Origin of the sequence: Nocardioides albertanoniae, assembly GCF_006716315.1 — a bacterium.
Lineage (GTDB): Bacteria > Actinomycetota > Actinomycetes > Propionibacteriales > Nocardioidaceae > Nocardioides > Nocardioides albertanoniae.
The window spans coordinates 1,408,676-1,426,604 of record NZ_VFOV01000001.1 but is presented as its reverse complement, the minus strand read 5'-3'; the positions used below and the strand labels follow the sequence as shown (position 1 = coordinate 1,426,604).

Sequence of the window (17,929 nt, the reverse complement as noted above, 5' to 3'; positions counted from 1 at the left end):
CTTTCGTTTTTGCGCGAGATTCCTGTGTGGAGTCGTTCGGATCCCGCTGCCCGGCATCGCGCGGCGTACCGGCGTCTATGCAGCCGGATGAATGCGCCGGCGCCGCCCCGATGCGCACTGCTGGTCTAGACCGGTGTCACCCCGACGAACCCGTTGCTCGACGCCCGCATGGCGCGCCAAGCGTCCACGAAGTCGCAGAACACGCCTCATGCTGGAAGACTAGTGCGGGTGTCCTTGCTCGAAGCTCTCACGAACGACCTCCTCCGCGAGACCTTCGACCCGCAGACCTTTCAGCGCGGCGAGGCCTACGCAGAGGACGGGCGGGTCGGCGACCCGCAGCTCAAGGAGATCGGTGATACGACCCTGCGCGCGGCCGCCGAGGTGCGCGGCAGCACGCCGGTGCCCTACCGCGTCGTCCTGATCCTGGAGACGAAGGACGCCGCTCCTCGGGTGATGAACACCTGCACCTGCCCGGTGCGTCTCAACTGCAAGCACGGCGTCGCCCTCGGTCTCTCGCTGATCAACCCGGCGCCGGCGACGGCGGCCGCCTCGGGCATCGGGCCGTCGTGGGAGACCGAGCTGCGTACGCTGCTGGGCCAGCTCGCCGAAGACAGCAAGCCCGAGGACGACCTGCCCGCGCTGGCGCTCGAGATCGACGTGCACAGCCCGCGCTCGGCAGCGGCGGGAGCTCCCACGGTCGAGCTCCGCCCCATGCGTATGGGCAACCGTGAACGCTGGGCGAAGACCGGCGCCGACTGGTCCAACATCGCCAGCGCGGTGCCGGGCAAGGACTTCCCCCGCGGGCAGCTGCTCCCGCTGCAGGAGCTGGCTCGCCAGCTGCGCTCCGACCGGCTGCTCTACGCCCGCAGCTCCGCCCTCGGTCTCTCCGACTTCGGTGAGCCCGCGATCGGCCTGCTCCGCGAGGCCGTCCGTGGTGGGGTGACGGTGCTGCCCGGTGAGAGCGTGCGCGACGTGGTGATCTTCGACGATCCGCTCTCGCTCGCCGGCGAGCTGCACCGCGAGGAGGGCGAGGCGGTGCTCCGCTTCGGTCTCGCCCACGGCGACCGCGTCTACTCCGGCCCGACGGTGCTCACGGTCGGCCGCCCGATCCATTCGGTGGGTGTGCTCGATGCCGGCGTGCTCCATCTCGGCGATCTGGCCGGGCCGCTCTCGACCCACGCGCAGCGCCTGGTGACCGCCCGTGAGCCGCTGACGGTGCCCGAGGCCGAGATCGGCACCTTGAGCGCCCTGCTGGGCCCGCTGGCCCGGCTGGTGCCGCTGACCTCGACCGACGGCGCGCTCGACATCCCCGAGCCGCCCGAGCCGCGGCTGAGCCTCGCAGTCACCTGGCACAGCTCGACCCACGCCTCCCTCGGCTGGACGTGGGCCTACGGCACCCGCCACTACCCGGTGGACTCCCGCGAGGACATCGGCCTCGTGCGCGACCCGGCGGCGGAGACCCAGCTGCGCGCTCTCGTCTCCTCCGAGCTCCTCCGTCAGCGCGAGGTGCGCGACGGCGACGCCCTCGCGCTCGCCATCCACGACCTCCCCGCGCTGCGCGAGATCGACGGCGTCGACGTCTCCGAGGTCGAGCGACCCCACTTCCAGGAGACCGAGGAGGAGCCCGAGATCTCCTTCGAGGTCGAGGAGCAGGGCAGCGACGGCGGGGCCGGGCAGGACTGGCTCGACCTCAAGGTCGTGGTCAGCATCGGCAACGAGTCGGTGCCGCTGGCCGACGTGCTCTCCTCGCTGACCCGTGGCGACGACTTCCTGGTGCTCCCCAGCGGCACCTACATCTCCACCGACCGCACCGAGCTCGACCGCCTGCGCAACGTCGTCGAGGCGGCCGGGCAGCTCCACCAGCGCAGCGGCGACGGCATCTCGGTCGGCAAGCACGACCTCGGTGTCTGGGCCGAGCTGGCAGAGCTCGGCGTGGTCGACCAGCAGGCCGCCGAGTGGGTCCACCGCGCCCAGGCGCTACGCGACCTGCGCGAGATCCCGCGGCCGGAGCCGACCGGGGTGGCCACCGACCTGCGCCATTACCAGCTCGACGGCTTCCACTGGCTGGCCTTCCTGCACGACCAGGGGCTGGGCGGGATCCTGGCCGACGACATGGGTCTCGGCAAGACCCTCCAGGTGCTCGCGACGATGTCGCACGCGGTCGCCAACGGCACCGCCTCGGACGCCCCGTTCCTCGTGGTCGCACCCACCAGCGTCGTGCCGGCCTGGGTGCAGGAGGCGGCCCGCCACACCCCCGGTCTCCGCGTCGCGACGGTGAGCAAGCGCAGCGACCACGTGGCAACGGCCCGTGAAGACGCCGACATCGTGATCACGACGTACGCGATCCTCCGGCTCGAGCAGGATGCCTTCGCCGGGCGCCCCTGGGCCGGACTCGTCCTCGACGAGGCCCAGCAGGTCAAGAACCACCAGAGCAAGACGTACGCAGCAGCCCGCCGTATCGACGCGCGCTGGCGGCTCGCGGTGACGGGCACACCGTTCGAGAACCGGCTGATGGAGCTGTGGGCGCTGCTCTCGATCACCGCACCGGGCCTCTACCCCAGCCCGCGGATGTTCCGCGACACCGTCGTCTCGCCGGTGGAGAAGTCGGGCGACGACGGGGCGCTGCGCCGTTTCCGCACCCGGCTGCGTCCGTTCCTGCTGCGCCGCACCAAGGAGCTGGTCGCCGACGACCTGCCGCCGAAGCAGGAGCAGGTGCTCGGCGTCGACCTCAACCCGGAGCACCGCAAGATCTACGACGCCCACCTGGCCAAGGAGCGTCAGCGGATCCTGCACCTGCTCGACGACTTCAACGACAACCGGGTCGCGATCCTCAGCGCGCTGACCCGGCTGCGCCAGCTCTCGCTCGACGCCGGGCTCGTCGACCCCGATGACGACGAGGTCGGCTCGGCCAAGCTCGACACCCTCGTCGACCACATCGAGGAGCTCGCCGCCGAGGGCCACAAGGCGCTGGTCTTCAGCCAGTTCACCTCGTTCCTCGACCGTGCCCGCACCCGGCTCACCGACGCAGGCATCGACGCCGCCTATCTCGACGGCGCCACCCGCGACCGCGGCAAGGTCATCGAGAGCTTCCGCGACGGCGACGCCCCGGTCTTCCTGATCTCACTCAAGGCCGGCGGTGTCGGCCTCACGCTGACCGAGGCCGACTACGTCTTCGTGCTCGACCCGTGGTGGAACCCCGCCGCCGAGGCCCAGGCCGTCGACCGCGCCCACCGCATCGGCCAGACCCAGCACGTGATGGTCTATCGCCTCGTCTCCACCGACACCATCGAGGAGAAGGTCATGGAGCTCAAGGAGCGCAAGGCCGAGCTCTTCGCCAAGGTCGTCGACGGCGAAGGCGCGATGAGCTCCGCTATCGGCGCCGACGACATCCGCGCCCTCTTCGACTGACCCACTCTTCGCCGAGTCGGCTCATCCTGACCGAGAATCACGTCGAGTCGGCTCGTTAGAACGCGCCGACTCGGCGGGGGTGGGGTGGTGTAACACGTCGTACGTAGGACTACTCGCCCTATGGAAACGACCGGATAGTCCTACGAACGACGTGTTACACGGACCGTCGCCGCGCGACCGTGACGGCCAAGGCCGCCGCGGGAAGCATCAGGAAGGCTACGACCAGGAGCGCGCGCAGGGTGCCGAGCTGGTCCCCCACGGCACCGAGGATCGGTGGGAAGCCGAGGAAGGCTCCGTAGGCGAGCGTGGAGACGACCGAGACGCGCGCCGCTGCCCGGGTCTCGTCGTCGGCGGCGATGCTGATGCCCAGCGGGAACCCCAGGGCGGCGCCGAAGCCCCACAGCGCGATCCCGACCAGTGCCAGCTCGAAGGAGCCGGCGAAGACCGCCAGCAGGATGCCGGCCCCGGCCAGCCCCGCCGAGGTGACCAGCACCGGCTGTCGTCCGACCCTGTCGATCACCTTCGCGCCGGCGAAACGGGCGATGCTCATGCAGAGCACGAACGCCGCGTAGCAGGCCACCCCGACCCGATGGCTGACGTCGTAGCCGTCGATCATCGCGAGCGAGACCCAGTCGTTGGCGCTGCCCTCGGCGGCAGCGAAGGCGAGCACCATCAGGCCCAGCAGCAGCGTGTGCGGCGAGCGCCAGGCCGCGATCAGTTCCCGCCGCGGCGAGTGCCCTTCGGGAGCCATCTCCGCCGGCAGGAAGCCGGCAGTGCCCCACCAGCACAGCGCGAGCGCGAGCGCCGCGACCCCGGCGATGTGCCACACCGTCGGCACCGTGCCCACCAGGGCGATGCCGAGCAGCCCGCCGAGCACCGTGCCCACGCTCCACATCGCGTGCAGCTGCGGCATCAGCGTCTTGCCACCGCGCCGCTCCACCGCGGCGCCCTCGACGTTCATCGCGACGTCCCAGACCCCGTAGCCGACGCCGTACGCCACCAGGAACAGCGCCACCAGCCACACCTGCTCGAGCCAGGCGCCGGAGATCGCCACCAGCGACAGCGCGGCCGCGGAGAGCACCGCGCAGCGGCGTACGACTCGGGCGGCGCCCCATCGCATCACCAGTCCCCCGGCCAGCGGCAGCGCGGAGACCGACCCGATCCCCATCGCCAGCAGCATCAGGCCGACGGCCGAGTTGCTCAGGCCGAGGCTGTCGCGCAGCGCGGGGATCCGGGAGATGAAGGTCGCGGAGAGCAGACCGTTGGTGGCGAACGCGACCACCGATCCGGCCTGGGCGCGGCGAAGAGGGGTCACGAGTAAAGGCTAGTGGCCCCTCGGGCCTCGACCGTGGGCGGGATCAGTCCCGCTTCTTCTCGTAGGGGCCGCCGCGACCGAAGATGGGCAGCACCCACGGCTGGCGCAGCGGGGCGCCGGCGAGGGCTACGACGGCGAAGGCGGTCGCCAGCACCCAGGCGATCCCGTAGAGCGCCCCACCGAGACCGAAGGTCACGATCGTGACGGCGAGCAGGGTGAGCTGCAGGTTGAGCGCACCGGCCGCGTGGTGCTTCACGAACTCGGAGCGCTTGCCCACGGTGTAATAGAGGATCGCCGGGCCGACGACGACGGGCACCCAGGTCGTCGCCTGGGCGAGAGCGCCGAGCAGTCGCTCCTCGGTGGTCGGCGGCGGCAGCAGGTCGCGAGCGGGCTGGCCGGGCGCGCGCGAGGCCGCGGAGGCCGGCCGGGCGACGAGGTCGCGGGTGATCGGCTCGAGGGCGACGTACGTCTTCGCCTTCATGGTCAGGTCGAACCGGGCGTCGAACTCGGCCTGGTCGAGGCGACCGTCGGCGTAGGCGGCCTTGAGCACGTCGACGACGCTGTCACGGTCGGCGTCGGTGCAGCGGAGCTCGTCGCCCGCGGGCTGCGAAGTGGGCGGGGCCGGCGGGGTGGACGGGGTGTGGATGGGAGCAGTTGAGGACATACCTCAACGATCCGCCCGAAGTGGCCACCGGACAATCAGGGAAGCCCCCGAAAGCAAACCGATCGACCCCCGAGTTGGCCGAGGTCGATCAGAAGACGGTCCAGTTGGACCTGATGGGGCGGGACTCGAGCCACGCCTGGAAGCCGATCAGCGTCTGATGGTCCATCGAGAGGTCGATCTGCTCGCCGTCGACGTCGCAGGTCACGATCAGGCTCTCCGGGTAGAGGACGAGCTCCTCGATCCCTTCGGGCGAGCGGCTGGAGATGTAGGAGATCTCGACGCGCCGCCAGACCCGTTTGGGCTTGGGCGAGAGGGAGAAGATGCGGAACCACTCCAGCTGCTCCTCGCCGGAGTATCGGCCGATCCCGATGACCCAACCGCGCCCGGGACTGGTGTCCCGGACGCGGTGGCTCAGTTCGAAGACGCCGCCGTTGCGAGCGAGCAGACGGCGGCGGACGGCAATCCCGATGCCATAGGCGAGGACAAGCAGAAGCGATGCGGCCACAACGACCAACAGCAGCTCCCACCATGCCATTCGGGTTTCCGCCCCTCTCTGCCTAAGAGGCCTTCTCGACAGCGCGGATGCGTGCCTCAGCACGGCGGATGCGCTGCTCGGCGTCGTTGCTGGTGCCAAGCAGCCTACGGGCCTCCTCAAGCTCGACCTCCGCTTCGCTGAGGTCGATCTCCTGGGCCAGCAGGATGTGCTCGGACAGGATCGAGACGCGGTCGTCGGAGACCGAGAGGAAGCCACCGTCGACGGTCGCGATGACCTCGGTGCCCTCCTCGGGGGTGATCTCCACGACCGCCTCGGTGAGTGCCGACAGCACCGGCGCGTGACCGCGCAGGACGCCGACATCACCGTCGACCGTACGGGCGATGACCATGGTGGCCCCGCCGCTCCAGACCACGCGGTCCGCAGCGACGAGCTCCACCTGCAGTGCGTCAGTCATCAAAGGCTCTTCTGGATCTCGGCCCACTTCGCGTGGACGTCGTCGAGGCCACCGCACATGAAGAACGCCTGCTCGGCGATGTGGTCGAACTCGCCGTCAGCGATCTTGTTGAACGCCTCGATGGTCTCCTTGACCGGAACCGTCGAACCCTCGATGCCCGTGAACTGCTTGGCCACGTAGGTGTTCTGCGACAGGAACCGCTGGATACGACGCGCGCGGGAGACGATGATCTTGTCTTCCTCGGAGAGCTCGTCGACACCAAGGATCGCGATCATGTCCTGCAGCTCCTTGTTGCGCTGCAGGATCTGCTTGACGCGCACCGCGCAGTCGTAGTGGTCCTGGCCGATGTACTGCGGGTCCAGGATCCGCGACGTCGAGGTCAGCGGGTCCACGGCCGGGTAGATACCCAGCGAAGCGATCTCACGCGAGAGCTCCGTGGTCGCGTCCAGGTGGGCGAACGTGGTCGCCGGCGCCGGGTCGGTGTAGTCGTCAGCCGGCACGTAGATCGCCTGCATCGAGGTGATCGAGTTGCCGCGCGTCGAGGTGATGCGCTCCTGGAGCACACCCATCTCGTCGGCGAGGTTGGGCTGGTAGCCCACCGCGGACGGCATCCGGCCGAGCAGGGTCGAGACCTCGGACCCAGCCTGGGTGAACCGGAAGATGTTGTCGATGAAGAGCAGCACGTCCTGGTTCTGAACGTCACGGAAGTACTCCGCCATCGTCAGCGCCGAGAGGGCCACGCGAAGACGCGTGCCCGGCGGCTCGTCCATCTGGCCGAAGACCAGGGCGACCTTGTCGAGCACCTCGGCCTCGCCCATCTCGACGATGAGGTCGTTGCCCTCACGGGTGCGCTCGCCGACACCGGCGAACACGGAGACACCGTCGTGGTTCTTCGCGACTCGAGCGATCATCTCCTGGATGAGGACGGTCTTGCCGACGCCCGCACCACCGAAGAGGCCGATCTTTCCACCCGTGACGTACGGGGTGAGCAGGTCGATGACCTTGATGCCCGTCTCGAACATCTGGGTCTTGGACTCGAGCTGGTCGAAGGCCGGAGCCTTGCGGTGGATGCCCCAGCGCTCCTTGACCTCGACCGTCTTCGGGTCGACGTCGAGGATGTCGCCGGTCGCGTTGAACACGTGACCGAGCGTCGCGTCACCGACGGGCACCGAGATCGGGGCACCGGTGTCGCGCACCGCGGCGCCGCGGACGACGCCGTCGGTCGGCTTCAGCGAGATCGCGCGGACCATGCCGTCACCGATGTGCTGAGCGACCTCCAGCGGGAGGGTCGTGGTCTCGCCACCGAGGGTGACGTCGACCTCGAGCTTGTTGTAGATGTCCGGCATGGCGTCGACGGGGAACTCCACGTCGACGACCGGGCCGATCACGCGGGCGATGCGGCCCGACGTGGTCTTCTCGTCAACCGTTGCAGTCATTAGTTTAAGTCAGTCTTTCTGTGGGTTCTCAGTCGTTCGCAGCCTGGGCATCGGCGAGCGCGTTCACGCCACCGACGATCTCGCTGATCTCCTGGGTGATGCCGGCCTGACGGGCCTGGTTGGCGATCCGCGTGAACTTGTTGATGAGCTCGTCGGCGTTGTCGGTCGCTGCCTTCATCGCCTTCTGGCGCTGAGCGAGCTCGGAGGCAGCAGCCTGCAGCAGCGCGAACCAGATCCGGCTGTTGACGTACTGCGGGAGCAGGCTGTCGAGCACGGCCTCAGCAGAGGGCTCGAACTCGTAGAGCGGAAGGACGTCGCCCTCCTCGGGCAGCTCTTCGCCCTCGACAACCTCGAGCGGGAGCAGCCGCATGGCGGTCGGCTTCTGGGTCATCATGGTCACGAAGCGCGTGTAGACCACGTGGACCTCGTCGACGCCCGGAGCCTTCGTCTCACCGTCGGTGCCGTCGGCGCCTTCGGTGAAGACCTCGATCAGCTTCTCGCCGATCTCCTTGGCCGCCTCGTACGTCGGCTGGTCGGTGAAGCCCGTCCAGGACTGCGAGATCCGACGACCACGGAACTTGAAGAAGCCCTCGGCACGGCGACCGACGACGTAGAGGTCGGTCTCCTTGCCCTCGGCGCTCAGCTTTGCGATGAGGCCCTCGGCCTCACGCATGGCGTTGGAGACGTAGCCGCCGGCCAGGCCGCGGTCGCTGGCGAGGACCAGGACCGCAGCCCGCTTGGCGTTCTCCGGCTCGGTGGTCAGGGCGTGGTCGACGTTGGAGTACGTCGCCACGGCCGAGACCGCGCGGGTGAGCTCACGGGCGTACGGCGCGGCCGCATTCGCCCGCTGCTGCGCCTTGATGATCCGGGACGCAGCGATGAGCTCCATGGCGCGCGTGATCTTCTTCATCGACTGCGTCGACTTGATCCGCGCGCGGAGTTCACGCACTGACACGGCCATGGGTCAGCCCCGCTTCTGCTTGACGATCTGCTCCTGCTCGACGTCCTCGTCCTCGAGAGCGCCGACATTGGCCGAACCCGGCTTGATCGACTTGCCCTCGGAGGTCTCGAACTGGTCGAGGAAGGACTCGTACGCCTGGGCGACCCCGGACTCCGTGGCGTCGTCGAACTTCAACGACTCACGGATGCCGGCAAGAACGCCGTCGTGCGAGCGGCTCAGGTAGTCGAGGAACTCCTGCTCGAACTTGAGCACGTCCTCGACCGGGACGATGTCGAGACGGCCGGTGGTGCCGAGCCAGAGCGACACGGTCATCCGGTCGATCGGGTAGGGCGAGTAGGCCGGCTGCTTGAGCAGCGCCATCAGGCGCTGACCGCGAGCCAGCTGCTGCTTCGAGGCCGCGTCCAGGTCGGAGGCGAACATCGCGAAGGCCTCCATCGCGCGGTACTGCGCGAGGTCGACCTTGAGCGAACCGGTCACGCCCTTGAGCGCCTTGGTCATCGCGGCGCTACCGACACGGGAGACCGAGACACCGACGTCGATCGCCGGGCGCTGGTTGGCCGCGAACAGGTCGGACTGCAGGAAGATCTGACCGTCGGTGATCGAGATGACGTTGGTCGGGATGAACGCCGAGACGTCGTTGGCCTTGGTCTCGATGATCGGCAGACCGGTCATCGAGCCCTTGCCCATCTCGTCGGACAGCTTCGCGCAACGCTCGAGCAGCCGGGAATGCAGGTAGAAGACGTCACCCGGGTAGGCCTCACGGCCCGGCGGGCGGCGCAGCAGCAGCGATACGGCACGGTAGGCCTCGGCCTGCTTCGTCAGGTCGTCGAAGACGATCAGGACGTGCTTGCCCTCGTACATCCAGTGCTGGCCGATGGCCGAGCCGGTGTAGGGGGCGAGGTACTTGAAGCCGGCCGAGTCGGACGCCGGGGCGGCGACGATCGTGGTGTATTCCAGCGCGCCGGACTCCTCGAGGGCGCCACGCACGGAGGCGATGGTCGAACCCTTCTGGCCGATGGCGACGTAGATGCAGCGGACCTGCTTGTCCGGGTCGCCGGACTCCCAGTTCTGCTTCTGGTTGATGATCGTGTCGATCGCGACCGTGGTCTTGCCGGTCGCGCGGTCGCCGATGATCAGCTGACGCTGGCCACGGCCGATCGGGGTCATCGCGTCGATCGCCTTGATGCCCGTGGCGAGCGGCTCGTGCACCGACTTGCGGTCCATCACGCCAGGAGCCTGGAGCTCCAGGGCGCGGCGGCCGACCGTCTCGATGTCGCCGAGGCCGTCGATCGCGTTGCCGAGCGGGTCGACGACGCGACCGAGGTAGCCGTCACCGACGGGGACCGAGAGGACCTCGCCCGTACGGCGGACCGGCTGGCCCTCCTCGATCTTGTCGAAGTCACCCAGGACGACGACACCGATCTCACGGGTGTCGAGGTTCAGGGCGAGACCAAGGGTGCCGTCCTCGAACTCGAGCAGCTCGTTGGTCATGGCCGAGGGCAGGCCCGAGACGCGCGCGATACCGTCAGCGGTCGAGGCAACGGTGCCGACCTCTTCGGTCTTCGCGGCCTCGGGCTTGTAGTCGGCGACGTACTTGGCCAGTGCGTCCCGGATCTCATCGGGACGGATGGAGAGCTCCGTCATCTGTGCCTTCTCTCTCAGTTCTTCAAGTCAGTCTGTGTCACACAGGGGTGGTACGGCCAGTTGGGGCCGCGGTGCCGGATCAGCCGGCGAGGGCTCGCTGCGCCCCATCGAGGCGACTCGAGACGGTGCCGTCGATGACATCGTCACCGATCGAGACCTTGATGCCACCGACGACGGCCGGGTCGACCACGACGTTCAGGTGGACCTTGCGGCCGTACTTCTGCGCGAGGGCAGCAGCCAGACGAGTGGTGTCCGCCTCGGAGAGCGGAGCGGCCACGCGGACGACCGCGGTGCCTTCGCCCGCGACCGCGGCAGCGACCTTCTGGTATTCACCCAGCGCGGACGAGGCGGTGCGGTAGGTGCCCGCCAGTGCCTGCTTGGTCAGGGCGACCGTCGACGGCAGAGCCTTGCCGCCGAGGAGGTCGTCGACCAGCGCGGCCTTGTCCGAGGTCGTACGAGTCGGGTCGGAGAGCGCGTCGCGCAGCTCCGGCGTCTCCTGCACTGCCTGCTGGACGGCGAAGAGCTCGTCGGCGAGGCGGTTGGCCTCGTCGCCCGCTCCCCGCACCGCGGCGATCTCGCTGAGCCGCTCGACGGCGTCGCTCAGGTCACCGGCGCGCGTCCAGCGGCGCTTGACCGCCGACTCGACGACGCCGAGGCCCGTCGCGTCGACCTTCCCACCGAAGACCTCGGCGACGAGGCCGGTCTTGGCCTCCGTCGGCACCGAGACATCGGTGACGAAGCGGCGCAGGGCCGCCTCGGAACGGAAGGTCTGGGAGACCTCGAAGAGGGTGTCGGCCGTCTTCGCCGCCGCCTCGGGAGAGGCGGAGACCACGGTCTTCAGCTCCTCGGTCAGGGCGGCAACGGCCTCGGCCGACGCTCCACGGAAGTCCATCAGTGAACCCCTGCCTCGAGGTCGGCGAGGAACCGCTCGACCACTCGGCCGGAGCGCGCGTCGTCATCGAGGGACTCCCCGACGATGCGTCCGGCGAGACCGGTGGCCAGCGTGCCGACCTCGGTCTTCAGCGACGCAGCAGCCTGCTGACGCTCGGCCTCGATCTGCGCCTTGCCTGCGGTCACGATGCGCTCGGCCTCGGCCTGGGCCTCGGTGCGCATCTCTGCCTTGATCGCTGCGCCCTCCTCGCGAGCCTGCTCGCGGATGCGGGCAGCCTCGTGACGAGCCTGCGAGAGCTGCTCTTCGAGTTCGGCGAGCTTGGCATCGGCCTCGGCCTGCTTGGCCTCGGCGTTCTCGATGCCGCCTTCGATCGCTGCGGTTCGATCGGCGTACGCCTTCTCGAAGTTCGGGACGATGAACTTGGAGATCCCGATGTAGAGGATGGCGACGACGATGAAGCCGAGGATGATCTCCGGTACGTGCGGGATCAGCGGGTTAGGCGCCGCGTCTTCCGCTGCCATTACCTGGGTAAGGATCATGTCGAAACCTCAGTCGTTCCTCGACGTCGTCAGGGCTGGAGGACGAAGGCGAGAGCAAGGGAGATGATGAAGAACTGCTCACAGAGAACGAAGCCGAAGATGGCGATCGTCTGCAAGCGGCTCTGAGCCTCCGGCTGACGGGCAACGCCGGCGACGTACGCAGCGAAGATCAGGCCGACACCGATGGCCGGGCCGATCGCAGCGAGGCCGAGGCCGACCATGTTCAGGGTGCCCAGGGCGATGTCCATGGGTTTTCCTTTCGGGGTTGTGACGCCGAATGCGTCAGTTGTTGTGCGTCATGGGGCTGGAAGGGGATGCTTCTGAGCTCAGTGCTCGTCGGCGATTGCCTGGCCGATGTACATGGCCGAGAGCAGGGTGAAGACGTAGGCCTGCAGGAACATCACCAGCATGTCGAGGAAGCTCACCGCGATGCCGATGATGAACGACAGAACACCGGTGGTGACACCGAGCGCGGCCGGCGAGTAGTGCAGGATCAACCAGGCGCCGCCGATGGAGAACAGCGCGAGGAGCAGGTGGCCGGCGAACATGGTCGCGAACAGACGAAGCGCGAGCGTGAACGGCCGGACGATGATGTTGGAGAAGAACTCCAGCGGCACGAGCATGAGCAGGATCGGTCCGCTGATGCCGGCCGGAACAGTCTGATGCTTCAGATAGCCGAAGAAGCCGTGCTTGGCGATGCCGACGATGTTGTAGATCAGCCAGGTGAGCAGCGCGAGCGCGGCGGTGTAGCCGATGTGGGACATCGTCGGGAACTGCACGAACGGGATGATCCCGTAGAAGTTGTTCACCAGGATGAAGAGGAAGATGGTGAACAGGAACGGCACGAACTTCATGAAGTCCTGCGAGCCGATGGTGTCGCGGGCGATGCCGTTGCGCACGAAGCCGTAGACGTACTCGCCGACGAACTGCATGCGACTCGGAACGACGGCTGCCTTGCGCGACATGGCGTAGAACAGCACGAAGGCGATCACGGCCGAGAGGATGACCAGGAGCGAGACCTTGGTCAGGGCCCAGTCGCCGGAACCTACGATCGGCGGCAGGTTGAAGTCCGCGGGCCCCGGGATGTGGGGCTCCGGTGCGGACGCCAAGACACTGGCGGCAAGCGACTTCACGCTGTCTCCTGTTTCTTCGAAACTTACGATTCTGGGTGGCGAGCCATGTGGCTCGGGTATCATCCCGGCGGCCGCTCCCGACGGCCCGGACGATATCAGGCGTTACTGGCGGGTCACGAGTCTGCCCCTGGCAGGTCGAAGAGCGGGATCCGCTCGCGTCGCACCAAGAACGCAAACGACGTCGTCCAAGCGATGGTGACCACGACGATCGACAGTGCAGCCGCACGCACGACCACGCCTTCGGCCTGTGTCGAGAGCACCAGCAGGATGGCGAACAGCAACAGCCCCTGCAGGGTGAACACACCGAAGGATCCCGGAAGCGAGAGGGTCGGCGACTTCGCCGCGATCCAGAACATCGCCCAGGTGCCGACACCGAGCACGACCAGGGCAGCGATCGAACCGATCACCGCACCTGTCAGGCCAGTGGCGCCAGCGACAAAGAAGGCCACCAGGACTGCCGCGAGCACAGCGACAGAGGAGACTGCGGCAGAACCTCGCAGCACCATGGTCTTGCTGGTTGCGGTCGTCATCTCGGCGGCCGTTCTCTCTGGGGGCATTTCACGTGTTCAGGAGCGTATCCCGAACGCTCGTGAAAACTATCACAAGCGTGTTTGGGTGCCCTAATTGATCGATCAAGAGCGGTTGATCGACTCGTCCTCCCATTGCTTCCAGACCTGGGCGCCGACCTCGGCCAGGTCGATCCCGCGCTGACGGTGCTCGTCCGCGACCTCGTCGTACCACTGCTGCATGGCCTCGCTGAAGCCTGGATCACGCATCAGATCGAACCGGCTGGAGCCGCCTGCTAGATACTGATGGATCTGACCCACGACATGAGCGTCTTGTGTGCGTTCGAGCAGCGCTCTGGCCGTCTCGTCGAACAGGTCCCGCCCCATTTCACGCCACCCCGTTCACGTCTGGCGCTGCCCACTGCGGAACCTCGGGGAACCGGAGGTCCTGCTGGAACCGCGCAAGCTGCGAGAACCCGGCCACGAGCTGCTGTGCTGCCCCCAGGGCCACGTCAAATGCCAACTTGAATGCCATGACGTTCGCGAGCAGGCTCGTCAGGGCTTTCGGGGTCACCGTGTTCATCGCCGTCGTCAAGAGGTCGGCCAGACTCGTTGGCTGCGGTATCGCATCCACGACCAGTTCGAACATGTCGTTCATCACTTCGACCTGCGCCTTGTACGCCAGCGACTCAGCGGTCATCCGCTCCCGGTATGCCCCGATCCCGCTACCGCTGTCGTCCACCACGTGGCGTACTTTCTTGAAGTACTCACGGGCGCTGTTGGAGGCGTTGCCCTCCCACTTGCCGTCCAGACTTTCGATGATCCCGTCGAGGTCCCAGATGATGTCGGTCAACGTATTGACGGTCATTTCCACCGCGCCCAACGCATCGCCCACCTTGGCCCAATCCCCGCTCAGCTGGAACTTCAACTTCTTGAGAGGGTCCGGGATCCCCAACTTCTCCAGGGCGCTGCCGACCCATTTGAACTCGAGCATGTAGTTGATGCTCTTGCTGATGGTGAGGAACTGGTCGTAATCGTCGAAGCTCCCGCTGGGACCCTCCTTGAACCGCGTGGCGTACTCCTCCTCATCGATCCCGGGGCTTGCGAAGGAGGCGGTGGCGGGTCGGTCGATCTCCTTCATCAAGCCATCAGCCCGACGGGCAACCTCGCGGTCGGTGGTCTCGTAGTCGCGGGCGATCGAGCGGAGGGTCTCCGCGACTCCCTCCATCATGCGGCGATAGTCGCCGGTCGATCCGTACGAGTCGAGGAGCGCTTCCCGGATCTGCTCGACCTCGGACGCGATGTCGCTCAACACGCTGGAGTCGTGGGGCACATGCATCCAGTTCGACGCCGCGTCACGGATGTAGTCGGCCTTGTCCGCCAGACTTTCGAAATTCGCGGCGACCGCCCGGATGGCCGCCGGCTGTGCAACGAACCCGTCCACCTGAAACTCCACTCACCCCGAGATACCGGTCAGTTGATCGGCGGTCCCAAGTCTGCGGCAGGCCATCTGTCCTAGCAAGGACAAACGCGCCTTCTCCGGATCAGGGCTGATGCTCGAGCGGGGTGAGGTCCTCGGGGGCCTCGAGGAGCTTGTCGGTGCGCTCGCCGCGGATCTTGGGGAGGACAAAGGTGAGCAGCACGATGAGGGCGGTGGCGACGGCGAGGCCGGTGATGACGATCGGGCCGCGGTAGAGGGTCACGAAGACGGACCCGAACGACACCAGGCCGGCCCAGAGCCACATGATCAGCACGGCGCGACGCTGGGAGTGGCCGATCTCCAGGAGGCGGTGGTGCAGGTGCTTCTTGTCGGCGGCGAACGGGGAGCGGCCGGCGCGGGTGCGGCGTACGACGGCGAGCACCAGGTCGACGAGTGGGACGACGAGGATCGTCAACGGTAGGAGAAGCGGCAGGAAGGTCACCAGGAGCGCGGTGGAGGCGTCGAAGGCGTTCACGTTGAGGCCGCCGGCGTTGTAGGAGCCGGAGAAGGTGACCGCGCTCGCGGAGAGGATCAGGCCGATCAGCATCGATCCGCTGTCGCCCATGAAGAGGCGAGCCGGGTGCCAGTTGTGGATCAGGAAGCCGACGCATGCACCGGCGAGCGCGACGCTCAGCAGGGCCGCGGTCGAGGCGCGGCCGATGTCGTTGATGCGGGTGAACTGGTAGCAGAACAGGAAGAACGCGAGCGCTCCGATGCCGACGACGCCGGCGGCCAGACCGTCGAGGCCGTCGATGAAGTTGACCGCGTTGACGACGGTGATCACGACTAGCCCGGTCAGCAGCGCGCCCTGAGCGGGGTCGATGGAGAACTGGGTGCCGTCGGGGAAGGTGATGAAGGTGTATTGCAGGTTGAAGCCCACCAGGATCGCGGTGGCCAGCACCTGACCGCCGAGCTTGGTGAGGGCATCGAGCTCGAAGATGTCGTCGACGACACCGACCACGCAGATCAGCGCCCCGGCCAGGATCACCACGCCGGTGTCCTGCAGCACGAAGTCGGGCGCATCGGCCAGGAACGGCAGCTCACGCGCGACCAGGTAGGCCGCGATCAGCCCGCCGAGCATCGCGACACCGCCCATGTAGGGGATCGGAACGGCGTGCACGTCGCGGTCGCGGACCTTCGCGACGGCGCCGGTGCGCATCGCGAACTCGCGAGCGACCACGGTGAGCAGGTAGGTCGCCACGGCGGCGACCAGGAAGAGGAGGACGTAGGCGCGCATCAGGCTTCGGGGGCTTCGGCGTCGGGTGCTTCCGACGTCTCGGTGGTGGTCGCATCGCGGTCGTGCGGGGCCCCCGGCCCGGCGATCGCGACGTCGTGCTTGGCGAGGACCTCGTTGATGCGCTGGGCGCTGATCGCGCCCTGGCGCAGGATCTCGGGCTCGTCGCCGGTGGCAGCGACGATCGTGGACGCCTCACCGACAGGTGACTGGCCACCGTCGACGATCGCCTGGACCATCCGGCCGAGCATCTCGTCGGCCTCGTCGGCGTTGGTGGCGGCCGGCTTCGTGGTGCGGTTGGCCGAGCTGGTCGCGAGCGGACCGACCCGGTCGATGAGCCGGCGCAGGAAGTCGGAGTCGGGAATGCGTACGGCGACGGTCTGGCGGGACTCGCCCAGATCCCACTGCAGCGACGGCTGCTGGTGGAAGACGACGGTCAGCGCGCCGGGCCACAGCTCCTCGACGAGGGTGCGTGCCCAGTCGGGGATCCTCGTCGCGAGCGCGTCGAGCGTGGCGACGTTGGAGATCAGCACGGGCGGAGGCATCGAACGGCCCCGTCCCTTGGCCGCGAGCAGGCCGGCGACCGCACCCTTGTCGAACGCGTCGGCGGCCACGCCGTAGACGGTGTCGGTCGGCACGACCACGAGCTCGCCCGACTGAAGAGCGGCCGCCGCAGCGTCGATCGCCTCCGTCTGCTCGTCTTCGGTCGCGATCGGGTAGCGCTCAGTCACAGTGCTCATGGTGCCAGTTGCGCGGTCGTGAAGCGCGGACGCCCTGCCAGATCGAGGTGATCGCGTACGTCCTGCCACCTCCCGGTGGCGGCGAAGACGGCCGGAGCTCCGCCGCGATCGCCGTTCGGACCCTGCTCGTCGGCGTGCTCGAACCCCACCACTCCCCCGGGCCTGAGCAGCTCTGCGGCCCGTCGCTCGAGGACGCGGATCGCGTCGAGGCCGTCCTGGCCGGAGAAGAGGGCGAGGTCGGGGTCGTGGTCGCGCGCCTCCGCGGCCACCGACTCCCAGGCCTCGAGCGGGATGTAGGGAGGGTTGCAGGCGATCACGTCGACGCTGCCGTCGAGGTCGGTGAACGCGTCGGCCATGTCACCCTGCCGGAGGTCGACGCCGGTGCCGGCCAGGTTGCGTACGGCCCAGGGATAGGCATCCTCGGAGAGCTCGACGGCGTGGACATGCGCGCCCGCGACCTCGTCGGCGATGGCTTTGGCGATCGCGCCGGAACCGGTGCAGAGGTCGACGACGACCGGGCGGTCGAGGCCGGTGGCCCGGTCGATCGCCCAGCCCGCGAGCAGCTCGGTCTCCGGACGAGGCACGAACACGCCGGGCCCGACGGCGAGCTCGACGTGGCGGAAGTAGGCCACCCCGGTCAGATGCTGCAACGGCTCGCGGCGTGCGCGACGGACGAGCAGGTCCGCATAGGCGGCCTCGTCGTCTGTAGAGACGTCGTCGACCAGGAAGAGGCGGTTGCGGTCGGTGTCGAGCACATGGGCCAGAAGGATGGCCGCATCCACCTCGGGGCTCGCGACTCCGGCGTCTCCGAGCTGCTTTCGGGCGTTCATCAGAAGCGTGCGCGGGGCGGTCATGGGCAACTACTCCTGAATGTGTTAGTCATGCTTTACCCGGCTGAGGGTAACGTTCGGGCGCCTCAACGGTTCTTCGGGTCATATCGGGACGCGAGATCTGGCCGCACACCCCTGGCCGGCCGTTGTGCTGCCCCACCATCACACCCGAGCTCTCCCCCGGAAGGAACATCACC

At 67.9% G+C, this 17,929-nt stretch carries 18 protein-coding genes; 1 reads left to right on the top strand and 17 read right to left on the bottom strand.

All coding sequences use genetic code 11. The annotated features are described in order from the left end of the window. Positions 1–228 precede the first annotated feature (228 nt). Entirely contained in the window at positions 229–3,408 is a 3,180-nt protein-coding gene (locus FB381_RS06805; protein WP_141779591.1) for a DEAD/DEAH box helicase, read from the top strand. A gap of 154 nt (positions 3,409–3,562) precedes the next feature. Here FB381_RS06805 and FB381_RS06800 read toward each other — a convergent pair whose 3' ends face one another. From FB381_RS06800 to prmC, 17 genes are all read right to left on the bottom strand, one after another. Then, a complete protein-coding gene (locus FB381_RS06800) occupies positions 3,563–4,723 on the bottom strand; it encodes an MFS transporter (protein ID WP_170225081.1) in 1,161 nt (386 codons plus the stop codon). 43 nt (positions 4,724–4,766) lie between these two features. Continuing rightward, positions 4,767–5,387 (bottom strand): DUF1707 and DUF4870 domain-containing protein, encoded by a 621-nt coding sequence (locus tag FB381_RS06795; protein WP_141779590.1) that lies wholly within the window; start codon positions 5,385–5,387, stop codon positions 4,767–4,769. Between the two features lie 88 nt (positions 5,388–5,475). Then, positions 5,476–5,892, bottom strand: coding sequence for a DUF2550 domain-containing protein (locus tag FB381_RS06790; RefSeq protein WP_246087993.1), 417 nt, complete (start codon positions 5,890–5,892; stop codon positions 5,476–5,478). Between the two features lie 52 nt (positions 5,893–5,944). Further along, positions 5,945–6,337, bottom strand: coding sequence for a F0F1 ATP synthase subunit epsilon (locus tag FB381_RS06785; RefSeq protein WP_141779588.1), 393 nt, complete (start codon positions 6,335–6,337; stop codon positions 5,945–5,947). After that, a complete protein-coding gene (atpD, locus tag FB381_RS06780; RefSeq protein ID WP_141779587.1) occupies positions 6,337–7,773 on the bottom strand; it encodes a F0F1 ATP synthase subunit beta in 1,437 nt (478 codons plus the stop codon). The genes FB381_RS06785 and atpD overlap by 1 nt, the downstream gene beginning before the upstream one ends. 28 nt (positions 7,774–7,801) lie before the next feature. Beyond that, entirely contained in the window at positions 7,802–8,734 is a 933-nt protein-coding gene (locus tag FB381_RS06775) for a F0F1 ATP synthase subunit gamma (RefSeq protein WP_141779586.1), read from the bottom strand. 3 nt (positions 8,735–8,737) lie between these two features. Next, a complete protein-coding gene (atpA, locus tag FB381_RS06770) occupies positions 8,738–10,378 on the bottom strand; it encodes a F0F1 ATP synthase subunit alpha (protein WP_141779585.1) in 1,641 nt (546 codons plus the stop codon). Between the two features lie 79 nt (positions 10,379–10,457). Continuing rightward, entirely contained in the window at positions 10,458–11,270 is an 813-nt protein-coding gene (locus FB381_RS06765) for a F0F1 ATP synthase subunit delta (RefSeq protein ID WP_141779584.1), read from the bottom strand. Next, a complete protein-coding gene (locus tag FB381_RS06760) occupies positions 11,270–11,809 on the bottom strand; it encodes a F0F1 ATP synthase subunit B (protein WP_141779583.1) in 540 nt (179 codons plus the stop codon). The genes FB381_RS06765 and FB381_RS06760 overlap by 1 nt, the downstream gene beginning before the upstream one ends. A gap of 29 nt (positions 11,810–11,838) precedes the next feature. After that, the gene (locus FB381_RS06755) at positions 11,839–12,057 is read right to left on the bottom strand and encodes an ATP synthase F0 subunit C (protein WP_141779582.1); all 219 of its coding nucleotides are present in this window, start codon (positions 12,055–12,057) and stop codon (positions 11,839–11,841) included. 78 nt (positions 12,058–12,135) lie between these two features. Next, the gene (gene atpB, locus FB381_RS06750; protein WP_246087992.1) at positions 12,136–12,942 is read right to left on the bottom strand and encodes a F0F1 ATP synthase subunit A; all 807 of its coding nucleotides are present in this window, start codon (positions 12,940–12,942) and stop codon (positions 12,136–12,138) included. A 113-nt stretch (positions 12,943–13,055) separates the two neighbouring features. Continuing rightward, positions 13,056–13,349 (bottom strand): hypothetical protein, encoded by a 294-nt coding sequence (locus tag FB381_RS06745; protein ID WP_170225080.1) that lies wholly within the window; start codon positions 13,347–13,349, stop codon positions 13,056–13,058. Between the two features lie 225 nt (positions 13,350–13,574). Further along, positions 13,575–13,718: a hypothetical protein gene (locus FB381_RS23855; RefSeq protein WP_170225079.1), complete on the bottom strand. Its 144-nt coding sequence runs from the start codon at positions 13,716–13,718 to the stop codon at positions 13,575–13,577. A gap of 118 nt (positions 13,719–13,836) precedes the next feature. Further along, positions 13,837–14,892 carry a hypothetical protein gene (locus FB381_RS06740; RefSeq protein ID WP_141779579.1) on the bottom strand — a complete coding sequence of 352 codons (1,056 nt, stop codon included), beginning with the start codon at positions 14,890–14,892 and terminating at the stop codon, positions 13,837–13,839. Between the two features lie 100 nt (positions 14,893–14,992). Then, the gene (locus FB381_RS06735) at positions 14,993–16,165 is read right to left on the bottom strand and encodes a glycosyltransferase family 4 protein (protein WP_141779578.1); all 1,173 of its coding nucleotides are present in this window, start codon (positions 16,163–16,165) and stop codon (positions 14,993–14,995) included. Then, positions 16,165–16,902 (bottom strand): L-threonylcarbamoyladenylate synthase, encoded by a 738-nt coding sequence (locus FB381_RS06730; protein WP_342778383.1) that lies wholly within the window; start codon positions 16,900–16,902, stop codon positions 16,165–16,167. The genes FB381_RS06735 and FB381_RS06730 overlap by 1 nt, the downstream gene beginning before the upstream one ends. Then, the gene (gene prmC, locus FB381_RS06725) at positions 16,899–17,756 is read right to left on the bottom strand and encodes a peptide chain release factor N(5)-glutamine methyltransferase (protein ID WP_141779577.1); all 858 of its coding nucleotides are present in this window, start codon (positions 17,754–17,756) and stop codon (positions 16,899–16,901) included. Before prmC ends, FB381_RS06730 begins: the two co-directional genes overlap by 4 nt. Positions 17,757–17,929: the final 173 nt, after the last annotated feature.